The 25,997-nt window shown below is 36.7% G+C and carries 22 protein-coding genes and 7 pseudogenes; 21 read left to right on the top strand and 8 right to left on the bottom strand.

What is annotated here, in order from left to right; translation table 11 throughout:
- Positions 1–26 precede the first annotated feature (26 nt).
- The 17 genes and pseudogenes from efp (at position 27) to hisIE (ending at position 14,986) form a co-directional block, all read left to right on the top strand.
- The gene (gene efp, locus Q5W13_RS21395) at positions 27–593 is read left to right on the top strand and encodes an elongation factor P (RefSeq protein ID WP_155596586.1); all 567 of its coding nucleotides are present in this window, start codon (positions 27–29) and stop codon (positions 591–593) included.
- 64 nt (positions 594–657) lie between these two features.
- Positions 658–1,590, top strand: a complete 933-nt coding sequence (locus Q5W13_RS21390; RefSeq protein WP_304444438.1) for a UDP-3-O-(3-hydroxymyristoyl)glucosamine N-acyltransferase — start codon at positions 658–660, stop codon at positions 1,588–1,590.
- A gap of 70 nt (positions 1,591–1,660) precedes the next feature.
- Positions 1,661–2,536: pseudogene (gene sucD / locus Q5W13_RS21385) on the top strand (succinate--CoA ligase subunit alpha).
- 116 nt (positions 2,537–2,652) lie between these two features.
- A pseudogene (gene fabG / locus Q5W13_RS21380) lies at positions 2,653–3,398 on the top strand (3-oxoacyl-[acyl-carrier-protein] reductase).
- Between the two features lie 66 nt (positions 3,399–3,464).
- On the top strand, positions 3,465–5,165 hold the full coding sequence (locus tag Q5W13_RS21375) for a vWA domain-containing protein (protein WP_304444437.1): 1,701 nt from the start codon (positions 3,465–3,467) through the stop codon (positions 5,163–5,165).
- A 16-nt stretch (positions 5,166–5,181) separates the two neighbouring features.
- Complete coding sequence (locus Q5W13_RS21370; protein WP_304444436.1) at positions 5,182–5,490, top strand: hypothetical protein; 309 nt, start codon at positions 5,182–5,184, stop codon at positions 5,488–5,490.
- A gap of 10 nt (positions 5,491–5,500) precedes the next feature.
- Positions 5,501–6,313, top strand: a complete 813-nt coding sequence (locus tag Q5W13_RS21365) for a prohibitin family protein (protein ID WP_155596582.1) — start codon at positions 5,501–5,503, stop codon at positions 6,311–6,313.
- Between the two features lie 234 nt (positions 6,314–6,547).
- Positions 6,548–7,407 (top strand): annotated as a pseudogene (gene hisG / locus Q5W13_RS21360) (ATP phosphoribosyltransferase).
- A gap of 9 nt (positions 7,408–7,416) precedes the next feature.
- Positions 7,417–7,854, top strand: coding sequence for a GNAT family N-acetyltransferase (locus Q5W13_RS21355; RefSeq protein WP_304444435.1), 438 nt, complete (start codon positions 7,417–7,419; stop codon positions 7,852–7,854).
- Positions 7,855–7,859: 5 nt separating this feature from the next.
- Positions 7,860–9,144 (top strand): annotated as a pseudogene (gene hisD / locus Q5W13_RS21350) (histidinol dehydrogenase).
- Positions 9,144–10,193 (top strand): histidinol-phosphate transaminase, encoded by a 1,050-nt coding sequence (gene hisC / locus Q5W13_RS21345; RefSeq protein WP_304444434.1) that lies wholly within the window; start codon positions 9,144–9,146, stop codon positions 10,191–10,193. The pseudogene hisD and the gene hisC overlap by 1 nt, the downstream one beginning before the upstream one ends.
- Positions 10,194–10,218: 25 nt before the next feature.
- A pseudogene (gene hisB, locus Q5W13_RS21340) lies at positions 10,219–11,356 on the top strand (bifunctional histidinol-phosphatase/imidazoleglycerol-phosphate dehydratase HisB).
- A gap of 68 nt (positions 11,357–11,424) precedes the next feature.
- Positions 11,425–12,005: pseudogene (hisH, locus tag Q5W13_RS21335) on the top strand (imidazole glycerol phosphate synthase subunit HisH).
- 40 nt (positions 12,006–12,045) lie between these two features.
- Complete coding sequence (gene hisA, locus Q5W13_RS21330) at positions 12,046–12,813, top strand: 1-(5-phosphoribosyl)-5-[(5-phosphoribosylamino)methylideneamino]imidazole-4-carboxamide isomerase (RefSeq protein WP_304444433.1); 768 nt, start codon at positions 12,046–12,048, stop codon at positions 12,811–12,813.
- A 79-nt stretch (positions 12,814–12,892) separates the two neighbouring features.
- Positions 12,893–13,648 carry an imidazole glycerol phosphate synthase subunit HisF gene (gene hisF, locus Q5W13_RS21325; RefSeq protein ID WP_304444432.1) on the top strand — a complete coding sequence of 252 codons (756 nt, stop codon included), beginning with the start codon at positions 12,893–12,895 and terminating at the stop codon, positions 13,646–13,648.
- A 35-nt stretch (positions 13,649–13,683) separates the two neighbouring features.
- Complete coding sequence (locus Q5W13_RS21320; protein WP_304444431.1) at positions 13,684–14,376, top strand: aspartate/glutamate racemase family protein; 693 nt, start codon at positions 13,684–13,686, stop codon at positions 14,374–14,376.
- Positions 14,377–14,386: 10 nt separating this feature from the next.
- On the top strand, positions 14,387–14,986 hold the full coding sequence (hisIE, locus tag Q5W13_RS21315) for a bifunctional phosphoribosyl-AMP cyclohydrolase/phosphoribosyl-ATP diphosphatase HisIE (protein WP_304444430.1): 600 nt from the start codon (positions 14,387–14,389) through the stop codon (positions 14,984–14,986).
- Between the two features lie 8 nt (positions 14,987–14,994).
- Here the strand turns inward: hisIE and Q5W13_RS21310 are convergent, their stop codons facing one another.
- The 4 genes from Q5W13_RS21310 to Q5W13_RS21295 form a co-directional block, all read right to left on the bottom strand.
- Complete coding sequence (locus Q5W13_RS21310) at positions 14,995–15,717, bottom strand: head GIN domain-containing protein (RefSeq protein ID WP_304444429.1); 723 nt, start codon at positions 15,715–15,717, stop codon at positions 14,995–14,997.
- Between the two features lie 55 nt (positions 15,718–15,772).
- The gene (locus tag Q5W13_RS21305) at positions 15,773–15,967 is read right to left on the bottom strand and encodes a hypothetical protein (protein WP_304444428.1); all 195 of its coding nucleotides are present in this window, start codon (positions 15,965–15,967) and stop codon (positions 15,773–15,775) included.
- On the bottom strand, positions 15,964–16,629 hold the full coding sequence (locus tag Q5W13_RS21300; RefSeq protein ID WP_155596569.1) for a hypothetical protein: 666 nt from the start codon (positions 16,627–16,629) through the stop codon (positions 15,964–15,966). The genes Q5W13_RS21305 and Q5W13_RS21300 overlap by 4 nt, the downstream gene beginning before the upstream one ends.
- A 125-nt stretch (positions 16,630–16,754) precedes the next feature.
- Positions 16,755–17,069, bottom strand: coding sequence for a winged helix-turn-helix transcriptional regulator (locus Q5W13_RS21295; RefSeq protein ID WP_304444427.1), 315 nt, complete (start codon positions 17,067–17,069; stop codon positions 16,755–16,757).
- A gap of 111 nt (positions 17,070–17,180) precedes the next feature.
- Here Q5W13_RS21295 and Q5W13_RS21290 point away from each other — a divergent pair, with 111 nt between their 5' ends.
- Positions 17,181–17,693 carry a lactoylglutathione lyase family protein gene (locus Q5W13_RS21290; protein ID WP_304444426.1) on the top strand — a complete coding sequence of 171 codons (513 nt, stop codon included), beginning with the start codon at positions 17,181–17,183 and terminating at the stop codon, positions 17,691–17,693.
- A gap of 88 nt (positions 17,694–17,781) precedes the next feature.
- Here the strand turns inward: Q5W13_RS21290 and Q5W13_RS21285 are convergent, their stop codons facing one another.
- From Q5W13_RS21285 to Q5W13_RS21275, 3 genes are read right to left on the bottom strand one after another with little or no spacing between them, the layout of a single operon-like run.
- Complete coding sequence (locus Q5W13_RS21285) at positions 17,782–18,870, bottom strand: hypothetical protein (protein ID WP_304444425.1); 1,089 nt, start codon at positions 18,868–18,870, stop codon at positions 17,782–17,784.
- A complete protein-coding gene (locus Q5W13_RS21280; protein WP_304444424.1) occupies positions 18,854–19,393 on the bottom strand; it encodes a hypothetical protein in 540 nt (179 codons plus the stop codon). Before Q5W13_RS21280 ends, Q5W13_RS21285 begins: the two co-directional genes overlap by 17 nt.
- Complete coding sequence (locus Q5W13_RS21275) at positions 19,393–19,935, bottom strand: RNA polymerase sigma factor (protein WP_304444423.1); 543 nt, start codon at positions 19,933–19,935, stop codon at positions 19,393–19,395. The genes Q5W13_RS21280 and Q5W13_RS21275 overlap by 1 nt, the downstream gene beginning before the upstream one ends.
- Before the next feature lie 295 nt (positions 19,936–20,230).
- On the opposite strand from Q5W13_RS21275, the pseudogene Q5W13_RS21270 reads away from it, so the two are divergent.
- Both Q5W13_RS21270 and Q5W13_RS21265 read left to right on the top strand, forming a co-directional pair.
- Positions 20,231–22,590 (top strand): annotated as a pseudogene (locus tag Q5W13_RS21270) (TonB-dependent receptor).
- Between the two features lie 4 nt (positions 22,591–22,594).
- Positions 22,595–23,440, top strand: a complete 846-nt coding sequence (locus tag Q5W13_RS21265; RefSeq protein WP_304444422.1) for a DUF4249 family protein — start codon at positions 22,595–22,597, stop codon at positions 23,438–23,440.
- Positions 23,441–23,558: 118 nt separating this feature from the next.
- On the opposite strand, the gene Q5W13_RS21260 is transcribed toward Q5W13_RS21265, so the two are convergent.
- Complete coding sequence (locus tag Q5W13_RS21260; protein WP_304444421.1) at positions 23,559–24,365, bottom strand: DUF1853 family protein; 807 nt, start codon at positions 24,363–24,365, stop codon at positions 23,559–23,561.
- A gap of 192 nt (positions 24,366–24,557) precedes the next feature.
- Here Q5W13_RS21260 and Q5W13_RS21255 point away from each other — a divergent pair, with 192 nt between their 5' ends.
- The gene (locus Q5W13_RS21255) at positions 24,558–25,916 is read left to right on the top strand and encodes a Gfo/Idh/MocA family protein (protein ID WP_304444420.1); all 1,359 of its coding nucleotides are present in this window, start codon (positions 24,558–24,560) and stop codon (positions 25,914–25,916) included.
- Positions 25,917–25,997 lie beyond the last annotated feature (81 nt).

The following is a 25,997-nucleotide window of genomic DNA, read 5'->3' as shown; positions in this document are numbered from 1 at the left end:
TCATTTACTAAAATAGTATACTAGAAATGGCATCAACATCAGATATTAGAAAAGGACTTTGCATTCGCTACAATAATGATATTTTCAAAATTATTGAGTTTATGCACGTAAAACCGGGTAAAGGACCAGCTTTTGTACGAACTAAATTGAAAAGTGTTTCTACAGGAAAAGTATTGGATAATACATTTTCTGCAGGTCATAAGATTGAGGATGTTCGTGTGGAAACGCGTTCGTACCAGTTTTTATACCCAGAAGGAGATACGTTTCACTTTATGAATACTGATGATTACAACCAGATAACCCTTCAAGAAAGTTCACTTGATTCTCCGGGATTATTGAAAGAAGGAGAAATCGTTAAGATTCTTTTCAATACTGAGGATAGCATGCCATTATCTGTGGAAATGCCAGCTAGTGTTGTTTTAGAGGTTACATATACTGAGCCAGGTGTCAAAGGAAATACGGCAACTAATGCAACTAAACCGGCGAAAGTGGAAACGGGAGCAGAGGTAAACGTTCCATTGTTTATAAATGAAGGTGATAAAATTAAGGTAGAGACGGAGAAAGGAACTTATATGGAGCGCGTTAAAGAATAGTTACTTTCTTAATCAGCTTAATAAAACATTTTCTCAAAAATTAATAACTGAATACACCGTTCCATTGAAATTTCAGAAGCCTCAATCTCTTAAAACTATTGCCACATTAATCAATTGCGAGTATGTTGGTGCTGATGATTTTCAGGTTTTAGGCATGAACGAGATTCATGTGGTTCAAAACGGTGATATTGTTTTTGTAGATCATCCCAAGTATTATGATAAGGCATTAGCTTCAAAAGCTACTATTGTTCTTATTAATAAAAAAGTAGATTGCCCGGAAGGGAAGGCACTTTTGATTTCTGATGATCCTTTTCGTGATTTTAATAAACTTTCCGTTCACTTTAGACCTTTTGAAAGGGCAACAAGTACAGTAGCCATTTCTGCAGAAATAGGGGAGGATACCATTATTCAGCCTAATGCGTTTATTGGGAACAATGTCCAAATAGGGAAGAACTGTTTGATACATGCAAATGTCTGTTTATATGATAATTGCGTCATTGGAGATAATGTTATTATTCATTCAGGTTCAGTTTTAGGCGGAGATGCTTTTTACTATAAAAATAGACCTGAAGGCTTTGATAAGCTCATTTCCTGTGGAAGGGTAGTTATTGAAGATAATGTTGAAATAGGAGCTCTTTGTACTATAGATAAAGGAGTTACTGGGGATACAACCATTAGAAAGGGAACGAAACTAGATAATCAAGTACATGTTGGGCATGACACTGTTATTGGAGAAAAGTGTCTGATTGCTTCGCAAACTGGTATTGCAGGTTGTGTAATAATAGAAGATGAAGTTACGCTTTGGGGTCAAGTTGGTACCAATAGCGGAATCACTATAGGAAAGAAAGCGGTAATAATGGGGCAAACCGGAGTAACTAAATCCGTTGCAGGCGGTAAAAGTTATTTTGGAACACCCATAGAAGAATCACGTGAAAAGCTAAAACAATTGGCTTATGTGAAGAAAATCCCATTCATTCTTAAAAAATTAGAAGAATAAAATGCTGTCTGAGTTCAGATTTCATTTGTAAACCTATATTTTTGTCACATTAAAATAAACTAGAGAGTATATGAGCGTTTTAGTCAATAAAGATTCCAAGATAATAGTTCAGGGCTTTACAGGTAGTGAAGGTACTTTTCACGCAGAACAAATGATCGAATACGGAACCAACGTAGTTGGTGGTGTAACACCTATGTAAAGGTGGACAAGAGCATTTGGGAAGACCTGTTTTTAACACGGTTGAAGAAGCTGTAGAAAAAGTAGGAGCTGATACTACAATCATTTTTGTGCCACCTGCTTTTGCTGCTGATGCAATTATGGAAGCCGCTAGCGCGGGTATTAAAGTAATTATTACAATTACAGAAGGTATTCCCGTTGCCGATATGGTAAAGGCATCCAATTACATAAAACATATGGATTGCCGTTTGGTAGGTCCTAACTGTCCTGGTGTAATTACTCCAGGAGAGGCTAAAGTAGGTATCATGCCTTATTTTTTGTGTTTAAAAAAGGAAACGTTGGTATCGTATCTAAGTCTGGTACTTTAACCTATGAAGCTGCTGATCAGGTAGTTCGTCAAGGTTTAGGTATTACAACCGCTATTGGTATTGGTGGAGATCCAATTATTGGAACTACTACAAAAGAAGCTGTTGAGCTTTTGATTAACGATCCAGAGACTGAATGTGTAGTTATGATCGGTGAGATTGGTGGTCAATTAGAAGCTGATGCTGCTAAATGGTACAAAGAAAGTGGTAGCAAAAAACCTGTTGTAGGTTTTATTGCTGGTGAAACTGCACCTGCAGGAAGAACCATGGGTCACGCTGGTGCCATTGTTGGTGGAAGCGATGATACCGCTCAAGCTAAAAAGAAAATTATGAGAGAGCACGGAATTCACGTGGTAGACTCTCCAGCAGAAATTGGCTTGAAAGTTAAAGAGGTTATGGGTTAATTCCCTTACGGATATATGAATCCCGTTTTCGATTTTTCGGAAACGGGATTTTTTTATAGCCATTTTGTCAAACAAAAGTTATATTTGAAGTAGAACAAAGCAAATCTATTTAGAGCATGAAATTGTTAGAAGGAAAAAATGCGATCATCACAGGCGCAAGTAGAGGTATAGGTACGGGTATTGCCCGAGTTTTTGCCGAGAACGGAGCTAACGTAGCTTTTACTTATAGTTCTAGTGAAGCACCAGCTTTAGCTCTCGAAAAAGAGTTGTCTGGTTTAGGGGTTAAAGCAAAAGCATACAAAAGTAATGCGGCAAGTTTTGAAGCTTCTGAAAAACTGGTTGCTAGTGTTCTGGAAGACTTTGGTGGGATAGATATTCTGATTAACAATGCGGGTATTACCAAAGACAATTTGCTTATGCGTATGTCAGAAGCAGATTTTGATAGTGTTATAGAAATAAACCTAAAGTCGGTTTTAATATGACCAAAGCTGTTCAACGTACGATGTTGAAACAACGAAAAGGTAGTATTGTGAACATGAGTAGTGTAGTTGGTGTTAAGGGTAATGCCGGACAAACAAACTATGCGGCTTCTAAAGCAGGTATGATTGGTTTTACTAAATCCGTTGCTTTGGAGTTAGGCTCAAGAAATATAAGATGTAATGCCGTTGCACCAGGTTTTATCGAAACTGAAATGACCGGTAAATTAGATGAAAAAGTAGTTCAAGGTTGGAGAGACGGTATTCCACTTAAAAGAGGTGGTTCTCCAGAAGATATTGCAAATGCCTGTCTATTTTTCGCTTCAGACTTATCCGCTTATGTTACGGGCCAAGTACTGAACGTAGATGGTGGCATGCTTACCTAAAGTATATAGTCCGGAAGTGCATTATGGTATTTCCGGACTTTATAGTTTAAAAAAGAAACTTCCTTAATGAGCACCCAAACGATTCTCTTTATAATCTTGGCCGCAATTGTTTCGCTGGCGTTGGTGTTGTTTCAATATTTCTACAAAAACAAACGTAAGGGCAAGCTGAGTATAGCTTTGGCTTTTTTGCGTTTTATTGCCTTTTTCTGTGGATTTCTATTGCTCATAAATCCAAAATTTACAAAAAACGAATACACTACCGAGAGGGCTAATCTAATTATCTTAACTGATAATTCTTCATCCGTTGCTTCATCTAAGCAAGTTATAGAGAAAGCTATAGATGATATAGAACAAAGCGGAGAACTCTATACACGTTTTTCTATTCGAGAGTATAGTTTTGGGGCTTCTTTAAAAGAGAATGACACCCTAACATTTGCGGAAAATAACACGAATATTTCAAAAGCGTTATCTGCTTTGAGAGAAGTGTACTCAGCTACCAATTCTGCTATAGTTCTCATTTCGGATGGAAATCAGACTTTAGGTAGAGATTATGATTTTCAAAATGAGCAAAAACAGTTTCCTATTTATCCTATAGCCGTTGGAGATACCACACGATATGAAGATGTTGCTATTTCTCAGGTTAACACTAATAGGTATGCTTTTCTTAAAAACAAATACCCTGTTGAAATTTATGTTTCTTATACGGGTAAAGAAGATATAAATGTGCCTGTAAAGGTTTCCTTAAACGGAAAAACAGTCTACCGGCAAACCGTTTCTTTTTCTAGCACCAGTAACAGTGAGGTTATAAATACTTTGTTAGATGCGAAATCAGTTGGAACAAAAAACCTTCAAGTTTCGGTTGGTGAGCTCAAAAGCGAGCGAAATAAGGCCAATAATAAGAAAACGGTAGTTGTAGAGGTTATAGATGAGAAAACGAATATAGCGCTAGTTTCTAGCCTTCTACATCCAGATATTGGAGCTTTAAAAAAATCTATAGAGAGCAATGGTCAGCGTTCGGTCTCTATAATGAGACCTAATGGTAACTCAAAAGAATGGGAAGACGTAGATCTTTTTATTCTTTATCAGCCTAACGCATCATTCAAAAAACTTTACGACTACATAGAAAAAAAACAAGCCAATACCTTTACGGTAACGGGTCCTAAAACCGACTGGCGCTTTTTAAATAAATCTCAAAAGCAATACTCAAAGAATAGTTACAATCAAGAAGAAGAGGTCTTTAGTGTTTTAAATACCGGCTTTAGTCTTTTTAGTAGTGGTGATTTTTCTGTGGATGATTTCCCGCCGCTTCAAAGTAGTTTAGGCGATATTATCTTAAATGGTAAAAATGATATTTTATTGACTCAGCGGATAAAGGGTGTCAATCTAAAAGAACCCTTGTTAGCTGTTTTTGAAGGAAATGAAAAAAGAGATGCGGTATTGTTTGGGGAAAACATCTGGAAATGGCGAATGCAAGCCTATAGAAACACGCAGAGCTTTAAAAATTTTGATGACCTCGTTGGTAAACTTGTTTTGTACTTAGCTACTAATAAATCGCGGCAGCGGCTTACCTTAGATTATGAGAATATATATGCGGGGAGTAACGAAACAAGAATTTCAGCGACTTACTTTGACAAAGCGTTTGCTTTTGATGCTAACGCGGATATAATTCTTAAACTTAAAAATTCAGAAACAAAATCAGATACGGAAGTTCCAATGTTGTTGAAAGGTAATTACTATGAAGCTGATCTCAGTAATTTAGCTCCATAAATATGATTTCACTGTAGTGGTAAAAAAAGAGAACTTATCTAAATCAGGGAGCTTTACTATTCTAGATTTTGATGTAGAAAAACAGTTCTTGGCTACAGATAATAAGAAGTTACAACGCTTAGCAGAAAATACAGGAGGACGCTTATTTTATCCAAATCAGAATATGGATTTGATTAAGTCTTTATCAAGTGATGAACGCTTTCTGCCAACCCAGAAAAACAAGCAAAATGTCGTATCTTTGATAGATTTCAGACTATTGTTAGGGCTCATGGTTTTTGCACTCGCCTTAGAATGGTTTTTACGAAAATATAACGGATTAACTTAAACAAATATAAATGGACAAATTACCTAAGATTGCATTACCAGTAATATTCGCTTTTATTGTGGTCATAATTTTATTTTCTAAATCCACTGTTACCATAGACTCAGGTCAGGCAGGTGTTCTGTACAAAACGTTTGGCGGAGGTGTAGTAACTGATGAGGCTCCAATGGGAGAGGGATTTCATCTGGTAGCACCATGGAACAGAGTTACTATTTATGAAGTAAGGCAACAAGAAGTTCTTGAACAAATGAACGTATTGTCTAGTAATGGTTTGGATATTAAATTGGAAGCATCGGCTTGGTTTGAGCCAATACGTAATGATTTAGGAAAATTACATCAAGAAAAAGGGCAAGATTATATACAAAGAGTCTTACTGCCAACAATACGATCAGCAGCTCGATCAGTGGTTGGGCGTTATACGCCAGAACAATTGTACTCAAGTAAAAGAGATGCGATCCAACAAGAAATCTTTGACGAGACTCAGAAAATTGTGTCTGGACAATATATTCAATTGAACGAAATACTGGTTAGAGATGTTACTTTGCCGCCAACTATTAAAGATGCTATTGAACGTAAGTTAAAGCAAGAGCAAGAGTCTTTAGAATATGAGTTTAGATTGGTTACCGCTAAAAAAGAGGCTGAAAAAGTAACTATTGAAGCTCAAGGTAAGGCAGATGCTAACAAAATCTTGAGTGCTTCCTTAAACGACCAGATTTTAAAAGATAAAGGTATAGATGCTACTTTAAAATTATCTGAGTCGCCAAATACAAAGGTGGTGATAGTAGGTGGTAGTGACGGGCTTCCTTTAATTTTAGGAAATAACTAATACACGGAGTTAATTATTTTTGTTTCATTTTAAACTTTTGTTTTGTGAAATGGAAAATACCTTTTACATTTACAGCATAATGAAAAACAGAACTACACATCATCATATTCATACACACGCTCAGGCGAGGTAGGAATGTATTGTAGTAGTACAACATATTTAAAAACCCGTTTGAGCAATCAAACGGGTTTTGTATTTAACTCTGTTTTGGTTGCCAAGCATTAAATTAAAGAAATGACTAAAATTAGAATTGCTATTCAGAAATCGGGAAGACTAAATGAGGAATCCCTTCAAATTTTAAAAGATTGTGGAATTTCTATTGATAATGGAAAGGACCAACTTAAAGCTTCATCAAGGAACTTTCCAATGGAGGTGTTCTACCTTAGAAATGGAGATATTCCGCAATACCTTAGAGATGGTGTTGTAGATATTGCCATTATCGGAGAGAATGTTTTAATTGAAAAAGGCGAGGATATTTCAATTGCAGAAAAGCTTGGTTTCTCTAAATGTAAAGTTTCTCTAGCAGTACCAAAATCTTTTAAATATAATTCAGTAAAGGATTTTGAAGGTAAACGAATAGCTACTTCGTATCCCAATACGGTTATAAGCTACCTAAAGGATAAAGGCGTTTCAGCAGATTTGCACATTATTAGTGGTTCTGTTGAGATTGCTCCTAACATTGGTCTGGCCGATGGTATTTGTGATATTGTTTCCAGCGGGAGCACATTGTTTAAAAACAATCTTAAAGAAGTAGAAGTCATGCTTACCAGTGAAGCAGTCTTGGCTGTTTCTCCAAAAATTTCAGAAGAAAGAAAAGAATTATTGGCAAAATTACAATTTCGTATTCAATCTGTATTACGGGCCAGAGGTTCTAAATATGTTTTGTTGAATGCTCCAAACGACAAACTAGAAGAAGTCTTAAGTCTATTGCTTAAGGCATGAGAAGTCCAACTGTACTTCCTTTAGCAGAAGAAGGCTGGAGTTCTGTTCATACGGTAATTAACAAAGATTCTTTTTGGGAAGTGATAGATGAGTTGAAAAAAGCGGGAGCTGAGGGTATTTTAGTTTGTCCTATTGAAAAAATGGTACTTTAAACAATTAGGATGAAGGGCGACTTAAAACTAGAATTGATTCCGTATGATGAAATGGAATCTATTTTACCTTTGATTTTTGAGTTGAATCAAGGTAAGCTTTCTAAGGAGGTTTTGAAAAGTCGATTACAGTCTATGTTGGCCATGGGCGGATACCAATGTTTAGGCGTCTATGATAATCAAAAATTGATTGCTTGTTGTGGAATTTGGCTTTTACAAAAATTGTATAAAGGCAAACATTTGGAGTTGGACAATGTATTTGTAAACGAAGAATACCGCAGTAAAGGTGTGGGAAATTTAATGATGGATTGGCTTTCGGAATATGGTAAAAGTATGGATTGTGCCAGTTTGGAATGTAACTGCTACCTGCATAATGAAAAGGGGATCAAGTTTTGGCAACGTCATGGTTTTGAGCCTTTAGGATACCATATGATAAAGAATTTAGAGTAAAGAAAATGAACAAAATATATAACCCTGATAAGGCGGAGTGGAGCACTGTTTTAAAGCGCCCAACGCAGACCGTGGCAGATATAGAACAGACCGTAGAGGCTATTTTCAAAGAGGTGCAGAGCAATGGTGATGAGACTTTAAAGAAGTACACTGAAAAATTTGACGGTGTTGTTCTTGAAAACCTTGTAGTATCCAAGAATGAAATAGAAGAGGCATCAACTTTAGTTTCTCAAGAGCTTAAAGATGCTATTCAGTTGGCAAAAAATAACATAGAAGTTTTTCACAAGGCTCAAAAAACTAGTAAAGTATCAGTTGAAACGGCTAATGGGGTACAATGCTGGCAAGAAAAAAGACCCATCCAAAAGGTAGGGCTTTATATTCCTTATGGTACAGCGCCTTTATTTTCTACTATCTTAATGCTGGCGGTACCGGCTACGATCGCTGGTTGTGAAGAGTTGGTATTGTGTTCGCCTCCAAATAAAGAAGGGAAGATTAATCCAGCTATTCTATATACCGCCAACTTATGTGGAGTAAAGAAAATATTTAAAGTAGGCGGTATTCAGGCTATTGCTTCCATGACTTTTGGTACTCAAAGTATTCCAGAAGTATATAAAATCTTTGGACCAAGGTAACCAATTTGTTACCGTGGCGAAACAGATAGCTACGAAATATGGTATTTCAATAGATATGCCCGCTGGTCCTAGTGAATTGTTAGTACTTGCTGATGATTCTGCCAATGCTGCTTTTGTGGCTTCGGATTTGTTGAGTCAGGCGGAACATGGAGTGGATAGTCAGGTTATTCTAGTTTCCACTTCAAAAGACATGATTGATGCGGTGGAAAAGGAAGTTGAAAAGCAACTACCTGAACTACCAAGAAAAGATATTGCCGAAAAGGCCATTGCTAATAGTAAATTGATTTACGTAGCGGATGACCAAACAGCTAATGATTTAATCAACGCGTATGGGCCTGAGCATTATATTGTTTGTGTAGAAAACGAAGATTTCTTTGTGAACAACATTAAGAATGCCGGTTCTGTTTTTATTGGAAATTATACTCCAGAAAGTGCGGGTGATTACGCTTCTGGAACCAATCATACATTGCCAACAAATGGATACGCTAAGCAATACAGTGGTGTAAACCTAGATAGTTTTATGAAGAGTATGACTTTTCAGAAAATCAATGAAACTGGAATTAAAGAAATTGGAGCAGCAATAGAAATCATGGCTGAGGCCGAGGGATTATATGCGCACAAAAATGCGGTTACTTTACGTCTCAATAGTTTAAAATAATGAACAAGACCTTCAACATACAAAATCTAATCAGGGAGAATGTAAAAGGATTGAGTCCTTATAGTTCTGCCCGTGACGAATACGTTTCAGATGGCTCAGAGATGGTGTTTTTAGACGCTAATGAGAATCCGTTTGAAAATGGGGTAAACAGATATCCTGACCCACAGCAACGCGGATTAAAGTCGGTTTTGGCAGAGCAGAAAGGTATTGTCGCAGAAAATATACTTTTAGGAAATGGGAGCGATGAAGTGCTGGATTTATTATTCAGAACTTTCTGTGAACCTAAGATTGACAATATAATTTCTTTACCTCCAACCTATGGTATGTATAAAGTGCTTTCGGGCATTAATACGGTAGAGAATAGAGAGGTTTTACTAACCGATGATTTTCAGCCGGATGTAGAAGCAATTTTTAATACGGTTGATGAGCACTCAAAGCTGCTATTTTTATGTTCTCCGAACAATCCGACGGGAAATGTTTTTAGTGAAGAAATCATGGTTGATTTGTTGAGTAAGTTCAACGGATTGGTTGTTGTTGATGAAGCCTATATTGATTTTGCAGATAGTGAAAGTTGGGTTTCTAGATTGTCTGAATTTCCTAATTTGGTGATTACGCAAACACTTTCTAAGGCGTATGGAATGGCTGGTATTCGCTTGGGAATTTGCATTGCTTCCAAAGAGATAATAGCAGCAATTAATAAAATAAAGCCACCGTACAACGTCAATGAACTTACGCAGCAAAAAGCGCTTAAAAGAGTTCTGGATTTGGCTTCTGTAAAAAACGAAGTAACCAACATATTAAAGGAAAGGGAGGTATTACTTAAAGTCTTGCGTGAAGTGTCGTTTGTAGAAAAAATATATGCTTCTGATGCCAATTTTGTGTTGGCTAAAGTAGATGATGCAAATAAACGCTATAACCAGTTACTGGCTGAAGGTGTGGTGGTACGTAATAGAACAACCCAACCACTTTGCGAGAACACTCTGCGTTTTACGGTAGGAACACCATCAGAAAATAAAAAGTTAATAGAAGTGCTTAATAAGCTAACCTAAACTAAAAGTTCAAGAAACTAATACCATGGCGAAGAAAGTTTTATTTATAGATAGAGACGGTACCATTATTAAGGAAACTGTTGATGAGCAGATAGACGGGTTTGAAAAGATGATTTTCTATCCTAAGGCATTTACCTTTTTGGGTAAAATAGCCAAGGAATTAGATTATGAATTGGTGATGATTACCAATCAAGATGGACTAGGGACAGATGTTTTTCCAGAGGATACGTTTTGGCCAGTTCATAATTTTATATTGAAGTCTTTTGAAAACGAAGGAGTCGTTTTTGACAAGGTTTTTCTAGACCGTACATTTCCGCATGAAAATGCAAATACAAGAAAACCAAGGTACAGGTTTGTTGACGGAGTATTTTTCGGAAGACTACGATTTAAAGAATTCGTTTGTAATAGGTGACCGCTTAACGGACATTGAATTAGCGAAAAATTTAGGTTCAAAAGGAATTTTCATTAATGATGACACCAACTTGGGTACAGGTGAAATCACTGTAAAACGAGATGATTTGGACTCGGTTATTGCTTTAGAAAGTAATGATTGGGAAAAGATATATGAATTTCTAAAATTGGAGGAAAGAGCTTCCGAAACGCATAGAAAGACCAACGAAACTGATATTTACATCAATTTAAACCTTGATGGTACTGGTAAGAGTGATATCAAAACTGGATTGGCATTTTTTGACCATATGTTAGATCAATTGGCTCGTCATGGTCAAATGGATTTGGAAATTAAAGTAAATGGAGACTTAGAAGTAGATGAGCACCATACTATAGAAGATACCGCAATTGCTTTGGGAGAAGTGTTTAATACAGCTCTAGGTTCCAAAATGGGTATTGAGCGCTATGGTTTTTGCCTTCCTATGGATGATTGTCTTGCTCAGGTAGCTATAGATTTTGGTGGCCGAAACTGGTTGGTTTGGGATGCTGAGTTCAAACGTGAAATGGTAGGCGATATGCCAACTGAAATGTTTTATCATTTCTTTAAATCGTTCACAGATGGTGCTAAAGCCAATTTGAATGTAAAGGCAGAAGGCACAAATGAGCATCACAAAATTGAAGCTATATTTAAAGCCTTTGCAAAGGCGATTAAAATGGCGGTGAAGCGAGATGTTGAAAAGATGGTGCTGCCTAGCACAAAAGGAGTTTTGTAGAATTATGAAGTAAAGAAGTGCGAATTCAGAAGCTCGTATTTTAAACTTCAAATTTGGTATTGAAAAGAATGAAAATAGTAATCATAAATTACGGTGCAGGGAATATTCAGAGTATCAAATTCGCTATAAAGCGTTTGGGGTATGAAGCTGTTTGAGTAACGATATAGAAGAAATACAGTCTGCTGATAAGGTTATTTTTACTGGTGTGGGCGAGGCGAGTAGTGCCATGTCTAAATTACGGGCAAGCGGCTTGGATAAACTGATTCCGAATTTAAAGCAGCCTGTTTTGGGTATATGCTTAGGAATGCAGTTAATGTGCCACTCTTCCGAAGAAGGCGATACCAAAGGTTTAGGTATTTTTGATGTGGATGTAATCAAATTCACGAATGAAGTGAAAGTTCCTCAGATTGGGTGGAATCAGATTGCCAACTTAAAGTCGGAACTTTTTAAAAATATTGAGGAAAAAGAGCATATTTATTTGGTGCACAGTTTTTATGCGCCACTTTGCAAAGAAACCATAGCGGAATCTGAATACGGACTAAAATACAGCGCTGCACTGGCGAAAAATAATTTTTATGGCACCCAATTTCACCCTGAAAAAAGCAGTGAAGTAGGCGAGGCCATTTTGAAAAACTTTCTAGAAAGTTAGAAAATAATAAAAAGCAATTAACCACTCAGCACCCATTACAATGAGAATAATTCCAGCAATAGATATTATAGACGGTAAATGTGTTCGCCTTTCAAAAGGGGATTATGATACCAAGAAAATATATAATGAGAATCCGTTAGAGGTTGCCAAAGAGTTTGAAGCTCATGGTATTCAATATTTGCATTTGGTAGATTTGGATGGTGCTAAAAGCAAGCATATTGTTAATCATAAAATCTTAGAGCAAATTGCTGCTAATACTACTTTGAGTATTGATTTTGGTGGTGGACTCAAAACAGATGACGATTTGCGTATTGCTTTTGAAAGCGGTGCTAATCAGATTACTGGTGGGAGTATTGCGGTAAAGGATAAGAATACTTTTTCTAACTGGATTCAAACTTACGGCGCTGAAAAAATTATTCTAGGTGCCGATGCAAAAGATGAAAAAGTTGCGGTTTCAGGTTGGCAAGAAGAATCAAAAGAAGAACTAATTCCTTTTATATCATCTTATCAAGAACAAGGTATTGCTTATGTAATCTGTACCGATATTTCTAAAGATGGAATGTTAGAAGGTCCCTCTTTTGACTTGTACAAGAAGATTTTAGAGGAGTGTAAGGTGAGTATGAGTGAAATTGGGGGGAATGTAACCCAAGGTCTAAAACTAATTGCTAGTGGCGGTATTTCTACTTTTGATGAACTTCCTAGGCTTGCAGAAATGGGTTGTGAAGGAACTATCATTGGCAAAGCCATTTATGAAAATAGAATCAGCTTAAAGCAATTGGAAGATTTTATTCTAAAAATTGGTGGTTAAGAATTAAAGCGAATGCACTAATGAACGGCGGAAAATACAGGAGTTTTAAAACTCGGTTTCTAAGTTCTAATTTAAAAATATGTTAGCAAAACGAATAATTCCTTGTTTGGATATTAAAGACGGCAGAACAGTAAAAGGAATAAACTTTGTCGATTTACGTGATGCTGGTGATCCAGTGGAATTAGCAGAGATTTATAGTAGGGAAGGAGCAGATGAGCTTGTTTTTCTAGATATTTCAGCTACCGAACAAAAGCGAAAAACTTTAGCAGAACTGGTCTATCACGTGGCAGAAAAAGTAAACATTCCGTTTACCGTAGGTGGTGGAATTTCTTCGGTTGAAGATGTAGATATTCTTTTACAGAATGGAGCAGATAAAGTTTCCATTAATTCATCGGCAGTAAAAAATCCACAGTTAATAAATGATCTAGTTGCCAAATTTGGTTCGCAATGTATTGTAGTAGCAATTGATGCCAAACAGATAGATGGTGAGTGGATTGTGCATTTGGTAGGCGGAAAGGTGCCTACTGAACGTAAACTATTTGAATGGGCCAAAGAAGTAGAAGAAAGAGGAGCTGGTGAAATATTGTTTACCTCAATGGATCATGACGGTACCAAAGACGGTTTTGCGAACGAAGCGTTGAGCAAACTCAGCACGGAATTGAACATTCCCATAATTGCATCGGGTGGCGCAGGAAATATGCAACATTTCACGGACACCTTTTTAGAAGGAAAAGCCGATGCAGCGCTTGCAGCCAGTGTTTTTCACTTTAAGGAAATCGGTATTAAAGATTTAAAAGAAGAGTTAAAAGATAACGGAATTCCGGTACGATTATAAGTTTGAATTGGACTCTAAACACGAAATAAGAGATAATGAAAAAAATAGGTTTAATAGGAGGCATCACTTGGCAGTCAACGCAGTTGTATTATCAGCTTTTGAACACAAAAGTAGCGGAAACTGTAGGGGGCTCTAGTTCTTGTGAGTGTCTTATTGAATCTGTTAACTTTGCAGAGATTTCTGAAAAACAGGGCAAAGGAGATTGGGATTCCTTGCACGAGAAGATGGCGGACATTGCCTTGCGTTTACAAAATGCCGGTGCGGAAGTTATTCTCATTTGTGCGAACACCATGCATTTGAGTGTTCCTGTAATTGAGCAGAAAATAGCTGTTCCTGTTTTGCATATTGCAGAGGTAGCCGGAGAAGCGGTAAAGGCCAAGGGATGTCAAAAAGTTCTTTTATTGGGTACAAAATATACCATGGAGCTCGATTTTTATAAAGATATTCTTAAGAATCAGTTTCAAATAGAAGTATTAATACCTTCAAAAGAAGATAGGGAAGTGGTTCATGAGGTAATTTATAAAGAACTGTCTAAGGGCATCATTTCCGAAGCATCAAAAAATAAATATTTAGATATCATTAGCAAGGCCGAAAAAGAAGGGGCACAGGGTGTTATTTTGGGTTGTACCGAAATTCCTTTGCTCATTCAACAAAAAGATTGCAGTATAGCGGTAATAGATACGACAATGGAACACGCTTGCGCGGCAGTTAAATTTGCACTTGCTTAAAATAAAAATAATGAAAATAGATTTCAATAAAAACGGAGATGGACTCGTACCGGCAATCATTCAAGATGCGGTAACCAAGAATGTTTTAATGCTGGGGTATATGAACCAAGAGGCTTTTGAGAAAACTCAAGAGACCAAAAAAGTGACTTTCTTCAGTCGTACTAAAAAACGTTTATGGACCAAAGGCGAGGAGAGTGGAAACTTTCTTGAACTGGTAGATATCAAAAATGATTGTGATGATGATTCGCTTTTAATTTCTGTAAAGCCAGTTGGGCCTACATGTCATAAAGGAACGGATACGTGCTGGAATGAAGAGAACACTTCAAATTTTGGTTTCCTATCTCAATTGGAAGAAGTTATAACCCAACGTCGTGAGGCTTCGGATTCTAGTAAATCTTATGTAGCCTCTTTATTTGAAAAAGGTATCAACAAAATTGCTCAAAAAGTGGGTGAGGAAGCTGTGGAAACAGTAATAGAGGCCATGGATGATAATGATGACCTCTTTTTATACGAGAGTGCAGATTTACTTTTCCATTACTTAATATTACTTCAGGCAAAAGGTTTCACCCTAAAAGATATTGAAGCAGAACTAGTAAAACGGCACAAATAGTCGTTTTACTAGTTTCTATTTTTTAGTTGCGAAGCACCTTTTAATCTCTGGTGATTAATTACCGCGCTGCCTTTATAGTTTAAGGTACTAGCTCCAGAGGCTTCAACATCAATAGACTCAGTTGCGGTAAGGAAGGCCTCGCTGGCACCAGAAAGGTCAATATTTAGGCGTTCAATTTGAAGGTCGTAATCTCTAAGGTCACTGCTTCCTGAAAGGTCTGCATGTACCGATTTTACTTCACCATATATATCTGTTTTAGAAGCACCGTTCATGTCCACTTCTAGAAAATCAGCAATAACTTCACCTGTAAAGTCTGATGCTCCTGAAAGTTCAATTTTTCCTTTTGTTATATCCCAAGGAGTTTCAAGTGTAATGCTTGCCGCACCAGATAGGTCGAATTCGGAAATATCTCTAGTAGTAATAAAAGCCTTCAAAGTTGGGTTTCCACTAACAGTAGTAAACTTTTTTAGTTTAATAATGATTTCATTTCCTTCTCTGGCTACAACAATACGTTCGTGAAGATTGTCATTTGCTTCTATACGAATCTGTTCTTCGCCTTCGGAAAAAGTAACATAGACATCAAAAGCATTGGAAACCTTTAATTTGTCATAATCAGAAATAGTTAAATCTTTAGTGGTGATTTCGTCTGATGCTTTTACGTGATCATAATCACAGGACGTTAAAATTCCGCATGCCACGGCCATGGCGATAAAAATCGTTTTTGTTTTCATTTTGATTGATTTTATGCTTGCCCTAAGGGAAAGCGGATTGATGAATTGTGCTGTTTTAGACTTGCACTAAACGCTTCTGTAACTGAACTACAGGAATCCATTGAAAATTAATGGGTGACCATTCTTCTTTAGAAGAAGAACTACCGGTAAAATCTTTCTTAAGAAATACCTTATTGTTTTCGCTGAATACATGTTGTGTTTCTATAACATCGTGACAATGGGGACAGATTTTCTTGTTGCTTGCTTTCATTGTACGTTCTTTTTGTATCTATTTCTACCCATATTGAAAATACCCACTTTTACTCCTATTCCGGCTGAAAAGCCATTAATACGAGTAGTGCGTGTTGGGGGAAGTTCTATTCTACTTGAAAAACGATATTTGATACCTGCTTCTAGTTGCAAGTAGCGAGAGACATTAAATAGGGCACTTATACCAGGTTCGGCTACGAAAACAACATCCACATCATCTTCGGTGAGCTCTTCTTCATATTCTTCGTCATGAAAATTATTTTCGATATAACCAACAGCACCTGCGCCTAATAAAAGGGGAAATGAAAGATTTACTCTTTTTTTGCTAAAGAAAATAGGTTCCAAATGCAGACCGCCATAAGCACCAATAAGATCCTCATTACGAGATAAGGTGTTGTTAAATAAATCTTGTTGGGAATAGAGAAAAGTACCAGCAAAACCTACTTCAAATTGCTGATTAGCAACATAGGCCACCTTTATTCCGCCAGTATAAGAAGGTTCTCCGTCTATTTCTCCAACCCCAAGGTCTAAACCTAAGTATACACCGTGAACTACATTGTTACGATCATTAAATTCTAAGTAGTCATCTGTTGTATCTTGTCCGAAACTTGAAAAGGTAGCTCCAGCGATTATTGAAAGGAGACTAATTTTGAGTGGTTTCATTACTGTCCGTTTTTTGATTGATTTACCTAATAGACAACCAAAGCTTTAAATAGTTGCATCTAAACCGATATTTTTTTGAAAAAAATTATTTTACCACTCTAATTCCCCTTTTTAGTTAAGGGTATTTATTCTTTTGAACAGTATTCTGCTCCCCATTCATCAAGATTTCTTAAAATACTTTCAAGAGATTTTCCTTTTTTACTTAATGCATATTCTACTTTTGGTGGCACTACAGGAAATACTTCTCTTAAAACGAGACCGTCCTTTTCTAGTTCACGTACGGTTTGGGTGAACATTTTATTTGATATTCCGGGCACTTTTTTCTGTAGTATTCCAGAACGCAATGGGCCATCTAAAAGATGAAAAAGGACTAAGGGTTTCCACTTTGTACCAATTAGGTTCATGGTTTGGTCTAAAGGGCAGTAATAATTTTGATTCATTATGTATTGTAATTAACTGCATTTAACTCGTTTTGGTAACTATGCTACTTTTTGGTAAGTTATTGCTAATAAGACAAATATAGTTTTATTTTGAACTCTAAAACAGGGACTATGAGCACAAGTAAAGATTATCCAAAATCATTCTCACATATTGGCATTACGGTTCCTGACATAGAGAAGGCTGTCAAATTCTATTCAGAAGTAATGGGATGGTATATAATTATGCCTCCGTCTAAAGTAAAGAAGGATGCCGATACGGCAATTGGTCAAATGTGTATTGACGTATTTGGCAATGATTGGGAAGAATTTGAAATCGCACATATGTCTACTTCAGATGGCATAGGGATAGAATTATTTACTTTCCCGCATGGTGTTAAAGAAGCTCCTGAATTTAATCCGTTTAATACAGGGTTATTTCATTTTTGTGTACAAGATCCGGATATTGAAAGTTTGGTTGATAAGGTTGTTGCGTATGGAGGGAAGCAGCGCATGCCAATTAAATCTTATTACCCAAATGACAAACCTTATAAAATGTGTTATGTAGAAGATCCGTTTGGTATTGTGTTTGAAATTTATACGCACAGTTATGAGCTTACGTATTCCTCTGGGGCGTATTCTAAGTAAAAAAAGATGTATAAAAAAATCGGTTTGTTTCTATTTGAAACCAATCGATTTTTTATGCTTTAGACTCTATTGGACTAAATATTTGTGATTACAACTCTTTCAGTAAAACCACACCCTTTTTACCGGTAATAGAAATATGACCTTGGGACTTTTTACCGTAAGTCGCTTTTATCTCCCGAAGTTTTTTCCCTTTATCCAGCATTTTCGAATCTACATCATGAAACGTTTTAGGTAGCCGTACAAGACCTTCTTCTAGCACAGCATTAAATTCGTGTGGAAAACCTGAGATATTAAGGCTAATCTCGGAAGACTCCTGTTCAATAGCAATATTTGTGTTTGGAGTTTGAATATGGTCTACCGTAAAATCCGATACTTTTAAAATCAAATCTATATCTTTTGCTAATCTTCGCAATTGAATATTACTGAATTTTAATACGCCGTAGAGTGTGCTTACTTCTTCTAGATCAACTTCATCTTTGTTGGAATAAAACTCTAAGGAACCAACCATATGCATATCTATATCACTACCACTACTGTTCAGGTGCATGGTGCTTGAATCGTCCATGTCCAAACCACCATTTTTTAGGTCTAAATTACCGTAATTGATGTTTTTGGCTCTTAACTTTCCATATTTTAGGGTAATGTCTGCTTTGTTCAGATTTTCATTTATCCACATATCGCCATGTTGTACATCGGCTTCTAGAACCCCTTGCCAACCTTCAATAAAAACATCACCAAATTTGTTGAGAATTTCTAGTTCCGCTTTTTCGGGCATATATACTTTATAATCTATTTGAACATTACTTCGGTCAAAATCAAAAGGATTCGCTTTTTCAAAAAGATTAGAAAAGAAGCCGGAACTATTTTCTCCAATCTCGTAACTAACGGATATAAAATTTTCGCTTTCACGAAGAACAGGGCGTATACGCTCTAAAAGCTCTTTGGCATTGTCTTTTTTCTTATGCGTAACGGTAATATTCACCGTAATGGACACTTCGTCTTTAGACCAACCATATATATTTATGTTACCATATTTGTTGTCTAAATGAAGTTCGCCGGCATTGGTAAACTCGTAGGTCTTGTTTACCTTTTTAGACACCTTTTCCTGCGCCATGACCTGAAGGCCAAAGACCATTGCCGCAGCAAATAGGAGCAGTTTTTTACAAAGTATATCCATAATCGTCATCTTTTAATTTTGATTTGTTCAGTTGTCGCAAGAGGTTTTCTATAAGCTCTATGCGCTTTCTATAGTTGGAAACAATGGCTTCAAGCACCAAATCATTATCTAGGTTATTCTGCATTTCTAGTCGCAATTGTTCATACTCCACATCTAGTTCATCCATGAAGGATAGAAACTCAGCTTTTTCGGCATCGGAAAGGCTTTCATTTTTTTGTACCAGTTGTACTTGGTAAGAAACCAATCCTTTGTAATGCATATCTATATCCTGTAATTCTCTGGACACAAATGTGCTTTCACTATTAGAGTTACTTAGGAAAGAAATACCTAGTAGTCCTGAAATACCTAAAACAATTAGTACGGTTGCTGCTATACGCAACACGGGTGATTTCCACAGCGGTATCCCTTTTTGTTTTGGCGGGTCTAACTTAGCCTCAATATTTGCCCAAAGCTTAGCGCGATCGGCTTTGTGGCCATCAAACTGTTCTTTGTTCTTTTTAATATGTTTTTCAAAATTGTCCATTATAACGTCTTTATAATTTCAACCAGTTTCTTTTTTGCCCTGTGGTATTGAGACTTGGAAGTTGATACGGATATACCCATCACTTCTCCAATTTCCATGTGGTCATAGCCTTCCAGTAAATACAGGTTAATTATGTTTTTATAACCTAAAGGAAGCTTCTCAATACCTCGTTTTACCTTCTCTATATCTATCGCGTCTACCTGTTCATAACTTTGCTCTTCCGTAAGATGGTATTCATGGTCTTCCATCGCAGCAAGTGGTAAACGTTTCACTTTTAAATGATTAATGCTTTTGTTGATTACAATCCGTTTAAGCCAAGAACCAAAGGTTGATTCATATTTAAAATTGTGCAGGTTTTTAAAAGCATCTACAAAACTGTCTTGCACAATGTCTTCTGCATCTTCCTTAATTCCTAAAAACCGCATACCAATATTGTACATAGCATCTACGTAGAGCTCATACAGTTGGTACTGTGAGTTTCTATCGCCAGACTTGCTACTTTCAACAAGGGACTTGTGCGTAAAACGGATTTCGGTTTCCAATTAATTTAAGAGGGTTGATTTTACTCTAAATTACATTTCATAAACAAAGACAAGCAAAAGTTGCGATGGTTGCATATGGGGAGAAATATTTTAATACTAAGGTATACATATATTATAGTACTTATCTTTTTATGATTTATTAGCTTCGTTGTTTTAGTATTTTAATAAAAATTAAAAAGGCGTGCAACCTTCTTTATTTTTTGTTGTCCATAGAGATGTTCATCAATCAAAAATCAAAATATATAAAATGACAAGAAATGTAATTAATAGTACTTCGCAACATTGGTTTACGGCCATGTTAAGCCTGCTGTTTTTGCTGGTTAGTGCGGTAAGCATTGCGCAAGAAAACTATACCGTTAGTGGCAAAGTAAGTGATGCAGCTGATGGCGAAACCCTTTTTGGGGCTTCTGTTTTTTTGGAAGGAACTTCTATTGGAGTGGTCACTAATGAATACGGATTCTACTCCATTACAGCTCCTGAAGGGAACTACCGCTTGCATATTTCCTATATGGGATATTCAGAAAAGTATCAGGAAATTACCTTGGATAAAGATCAAAAGTTCGATTTTGAGATTTCAGAATTTTCAACCGAGTTAGAAGAAGTTGTGGTCAGTGCAGATGAGCCGGAAAGGGCCATTCTACGAAAGCCAGAAATGAGTGTTGCCAAAATGAATATAGCAACCGTAAAACAAATGCCCGTAGTTTTGGGTGAAGTAGATATTTTAAAGTCGTTACAGATGCTTCCGGGTGTTACAAATAATGGCGAAGGTACTGGAGGTTTTCATGTAAGAGGTGGTGCGGGTGATCAAAACTTGGTATTGTTAGATGAGGCTATTATTTATAATACGTCTCACATGTTTGGCTTCTTCTCCGTATTTAATGCCGATGCTATTAAAGATGTGAAATTATACAAAGGTGGTATTCCGGCACGCTATGGTGGTAGAGTTTCTTCTGTACTAGATGTGCGTCAAAAAGATGGAAATAGTAAGCAGTTTGCTGCAACAGGGGGAATAGGTATAATTTCTAGTCGTCTTGCACTTGAAGGTCCTTTGTTCAAAGAAAAAGGGTCGTTCTTAATTGCAGGTAGACGCTCATATGCAGACTTATTGTTAAAAGCTGCTGGGGAGGACAATAGCGTTAGTTTCTACGATTTAAACTTAAAAACCAATTATAAGATTAATGCGAATAACAGGTTATATCTTTCGGGTTATTTCGGTAGGGATGCTTTTGAGTTAGGTGAGAATTTTACCAGTAGCTACGGGAATTCTACAGGAAACTTACGTTGGAACCATATATTCAATAACAGGCTTTTTTCAAACCTATCCGTTGTTTATAGTAAGTATGACTATGATTTAGGTATTACCACGGCAGAGTTTGATTGGGTTTCTTCAATCACAAATTATAACCTGAAATATGATTTTAAATACTATTTCAGCGATAAGTTTAAACTAGACTTTGGTGCCAGTGGAATTTATTATGATTTTGATCCAGGGAAATTCGTCCTACTTCTGAGACATCATCTGTTAATCCGTTTACATTAGATAGTAAGAAGGCATTAGAAAGCGGTGTGTACGTCAATGCAGAACATAAACTGACGGATAATTTAACAGCCCAATACGGTTTGCGTTATAGTGGGTTTACTAGATTTGGAGGACAAGCTATGGTAGATTATGCCAATAATCAACCTGTGGTATACAATTCGGTTTTAGGTATTTATGAGAGAGGAACTGAAGTAGGGGAGACAAATTATGATAAAGGAGATGTTATAGAGAAGTTTGGAAATTTTGAACCTAGAGCTTCACTGGCTTATGTTTTAAATGATGATTCATCTTTAAAAGTAGGATTTTCGAGAGTTGCGCAGTACATTCATTTACTATCAAATACTTCTTCGGCTACACCATTAGATGTTTGGGCACCTAGTGGACAATATGTTAAGCCACAATTATCAAATCAATATGCACTAGGATATTTTAGAAACTTCAAGGATAAGGCATATTCTATGGAGGCGGAAGTCTACTTCAAAAACACCGATAATAGAATCGACTATATAGATGGGTCTGATTTAATAGGACAAAACACTATAGAAACGGAGATTTTAAATGGAGAATCTAGAGCTTATGGTCTTGAACTTTTATTACGTAAAAATGAAGGTGATTTTACAGGGTGGATCGCATATACCTTGTCAAAATCTGAACAACGAACTTCCTGGGGAAATGCAGGTGGTTTAGGTATTAATGATGGGGAATGGTATAATACGCCTTATGACAGAACACATGATATTTCTATTTCTGGTGCTTATAAGTTGAATGATAAATTAAGCTTTGGTGCCAATCTTGTTTTTCAAACCGGTAGACCGGTTACTTACCCAAATGGCCAATATGAATACGAAGGAATTTCTGTAGCCAGTTATGCTGATAGGAATTCAGACCGGTTGCCTTCCTATCACCGTTTAGATTTATCGGTCAATTACAAACCGAATCGTAAACCAGAGAGGCGTTTTAAAGGAGAGTGGGTATTAGGTATTTATAACGCCTATAACCGTAAAAATGCAGCATCTATTTCCTTTGGACAAAATTTAGAAACGGGAGCTAATGAAGCTACCAGAACAGCTATTTTTGGAATCGTCCCTTCGTTAACCTATAACTTTAAATTTTAAAAAAATGCACAACTATATAAAATCCATCATACTTCTTTTGTTCGTTTCAATCACTTCTTGTAGTGATGTGATTGATGTGGAAGTACAAGAAGGACAATCCCGACTAGTAATTCAAGCTTCATTAGATTGGGAGAAAGGTACTACCGGAAACGAACAGATTGTAAAACTGAGTACATCTACCGAGTTTTTTGACACCACTAGTAACACGGCTGTTACGGGTGCATCTGTTTCTGTAACTAATGACGTAAGCGGTGCAGAATTTATTTTTATAGATCAGAATAATGGTGAGTACACTACTTCTGAATTTGTACCTGTATTAAATGAATCATACACCCTTACAGTTATACATAACGGAGAAACCTATTCTGCAAATGAAACTATGATGACGGTTACGGAAATCACAGATTTATACCAAGGACTTGAGGATGGTTTTGATGATGAGGAACTAGAGCTACATGTAGAATTTACAGATCCCGAAGACGAGGATAATTTTTATCTTTTTAAATTCCAAAAACAAGGAGATTTACTGCCAGAATTTGAGGTAGGTGACGATGAATTTGTAAATGGAAACGAACTAGACTGGTGGTATGAAATTGAAGAAGATGAAGACACAGATAAAATAGAAGCTCTTGCTCCGGGGGATGTAGTAAGCATAGAAATGTATGGTATTTCAGAAGCATATTATGGTTATATGGATATTTTAATAGATCAAATAGGTGGTGTAGGTATTTTTTCTGCCACCCCGGTAGCTGTAAAAGGAAACTGCATCAACCTAACAAATCCAGATAATTACGCACACGGATACTTTAGGCTAACAGAAGTGAACAAAACAAGTTATACTTTTGAGTAAGACTGCGTTTAGTATTTAGTACAGAGTATTTAGTAGTTAGTGAAGGAATAAGGAATTTGGTATGTAAAACTAGACATAGCTATCAAAGACTTTCTGCTCAGCACTCTGTACTAATAACCTACCACCAAACCACGAAAAATTTCTGAAACTCGGTATCCGATTTTTTCATCCAGAGCATGGGAGCATTTTGGTTTAAAGTATGGAGATTCACTTCCATTAAAGTTTCAAAATGTGAGGACCAACGTACTTTTTTATGAGGTGGAATTACCCATTCTGATTTACTTGGAATATAATATTGGTGGTTTTTAAAATCGTCTTTCTCAAAAGCATCAAACCTTAACCAATATCCGTAAATACAATTTTTATTTAAAGGTGTAATGTCTACATCAGCATTAGTATATGGCATATAGAGCTGTGCTTTAAAGCAAGCTTGATGCTCAATCTCCTCGTGGTTTATTTGTCTTTCTTCTAAAGTTTTAATCCCATTTTTAGAATGTAAAAGGGGAAATTGCTTGTCCCTTATCTTTTCCATTTTGGTAAAGAACATATCTTTTCGGTTCGGCCCAATTAGTCGGTGTATAGGTTCAGATATAGTGGGGTCTATAATATAGAATTTGTACGTCAGCTCAACATGTATCAGTTTTTGCGTTTCTCGGTGTTTCAAAATAAAGTCTATTTCACCAATGGTACGGTTTTCGTCTTTAACAGGTTGGTTATGGAGAATAAGGTCGTAGGTGTTATTTCTAATTAGTAACTGAGTAAATACATGTTCCATTTGATGACCTAAACGTAGTTTTTTGGAAATGGGTTTGGGAAGAAATCTATTTAAGTTGACCTCTGGGAAAACAAATTGATTTATTCCAAATTCTTCACCTGTCCACAAAGCAGGTGTACTTAAAAAACCAAAACACTGTTCTTTTATCATCTTTCACGAAGATATGTTCTCTTAATCTCCTGTCAAAAAAATAACCATTACTTCGTAAGACTTTGTTAATACCAGAGCTGGGCATGATTAAATTATCGAAAACTTCTTTATATTGTAGATTCATTTCTACAACAACTCACACAAAAAACACAGATGAACTCGAACAGAAGAAATTTCCTAAAAAAAACGTCATTGGTAGGAGCAGGCATAGCTTTGGCTCCAAATGTTTCCCAAGCTAATTTTTTAGGAACGGACAGGCCTTATTCGGCACAATACATGGGTGCTTTTAAAGCTCCTAAATTAGATAAGGTGCGTTTTGCATTTATAGGTGTAGGAGCAAGAGGTTCGGGGCATGTAGCGCAAATTGCGGCAATAGAAGGTACAGAGGTTGTTGCTATATCTGACCTTTACGAAGATTTGGCCAAAAAGTCTGCAGACGTTTGTAAGGAGGCAGGAAAAGGACAGAGACATAAAAAAGTAAAGCTATATACCGATGGTGAAAACGATTGGAAAAAAATGCTGGAGGAACAAAAACCGGATGCGGTTATCATTGCTACTCCTTGGGGATTACATGCGCCTATGGCAATTGCGGCTATGAATAGCGGAAGTCATGCATTTGTAGAAGTTCCATTGGCTTTGACCATAAAGGAAATGTGGGATATCGTAGACACTTCGGAAAAGACAAAGAAACATTGTATGATGATGGAGAACGTCAACTACGGTAGAGATGAGTTGTTGTATCTTAACATGTGTCGTGAAGGTGTTATTGGGGAATTACTACATGGGGAAGCAGCGTATATTCATGAATTGCGTTTTCAAATGAACGAGGTAGACCGCGGTACAGGTTCTTGGAGAACGCCACATTATGCGCATAGAAATGGAAATCTTTATCCAACTCACGGTTTGGGTCCTGTTGCACAGTATATGAACATTGGTCGTACAGATGATAATTTCAAATTTATTAATTCATTTTCATCTCCCGCAAAAGGCCGTCAATTGTATGCAGAAAAGAATTTTCCTGCGGATCATAAATGGAATAAATTGGATTACAAAGGAGGAGATATCAATACCTCTATTATAAAAACTACAATGGGTCGTACTATTATGGTACAATGGGACGAGACTAGTCCACGTCCGTATACCCGTCATAATATGATTCAAGGTACAAAAGGTACTTTGGCAGGTTTCCCAACCCGTGTTGCTATAGAAGGTGGCGTTGAAGGCGCAACCGAAGATCACCACCACTGGGCAGAAGGAGATGGCTTGGCAAAAATCTATGAGAAATATGAGCATCCACTATATAAAAGAGTAGGAGACCTAGCCACAAAAATGGGCGGTCACGGGGGAATGGATTTTATGATGTTATTCCGTGTGGTTGAATGTTTAAGAAATGGAGAGCCTTTGGATCAGAATGTTTACGAAGGTTGTCTTTGGAGTGCGGTTTCCCCACTAAGTGAAACTTCTGTAGCAGCCAACGGTGCTCCACAAGAGTTTCCAGATTTTACCCGTGGTGCTTGGAAAACTACCGCACCTTTAGGGATTATAAGTTAATTTACTTTTCTCTTTAAAAAATAACAAAGCAGTTATGCTTTGTAAATGCTTATAGCCCATAACCGTTAACATTTCCTAAAA

Source organism: Zobellia laminariae, assembly GCF_030553095.1.
GTDB classification, from domain to species: Bacteria; Bacteroidota; Bacteroidia; order Flavobacteriales; family Flavobacteriaceae; genus Zobellia; species Zobellia laminariae.
The sequence above is the reverse complement of the archived record's forward strand: the minus strand, read 5'-3'. Positions and strand labels throughout refer to the sequence as shown.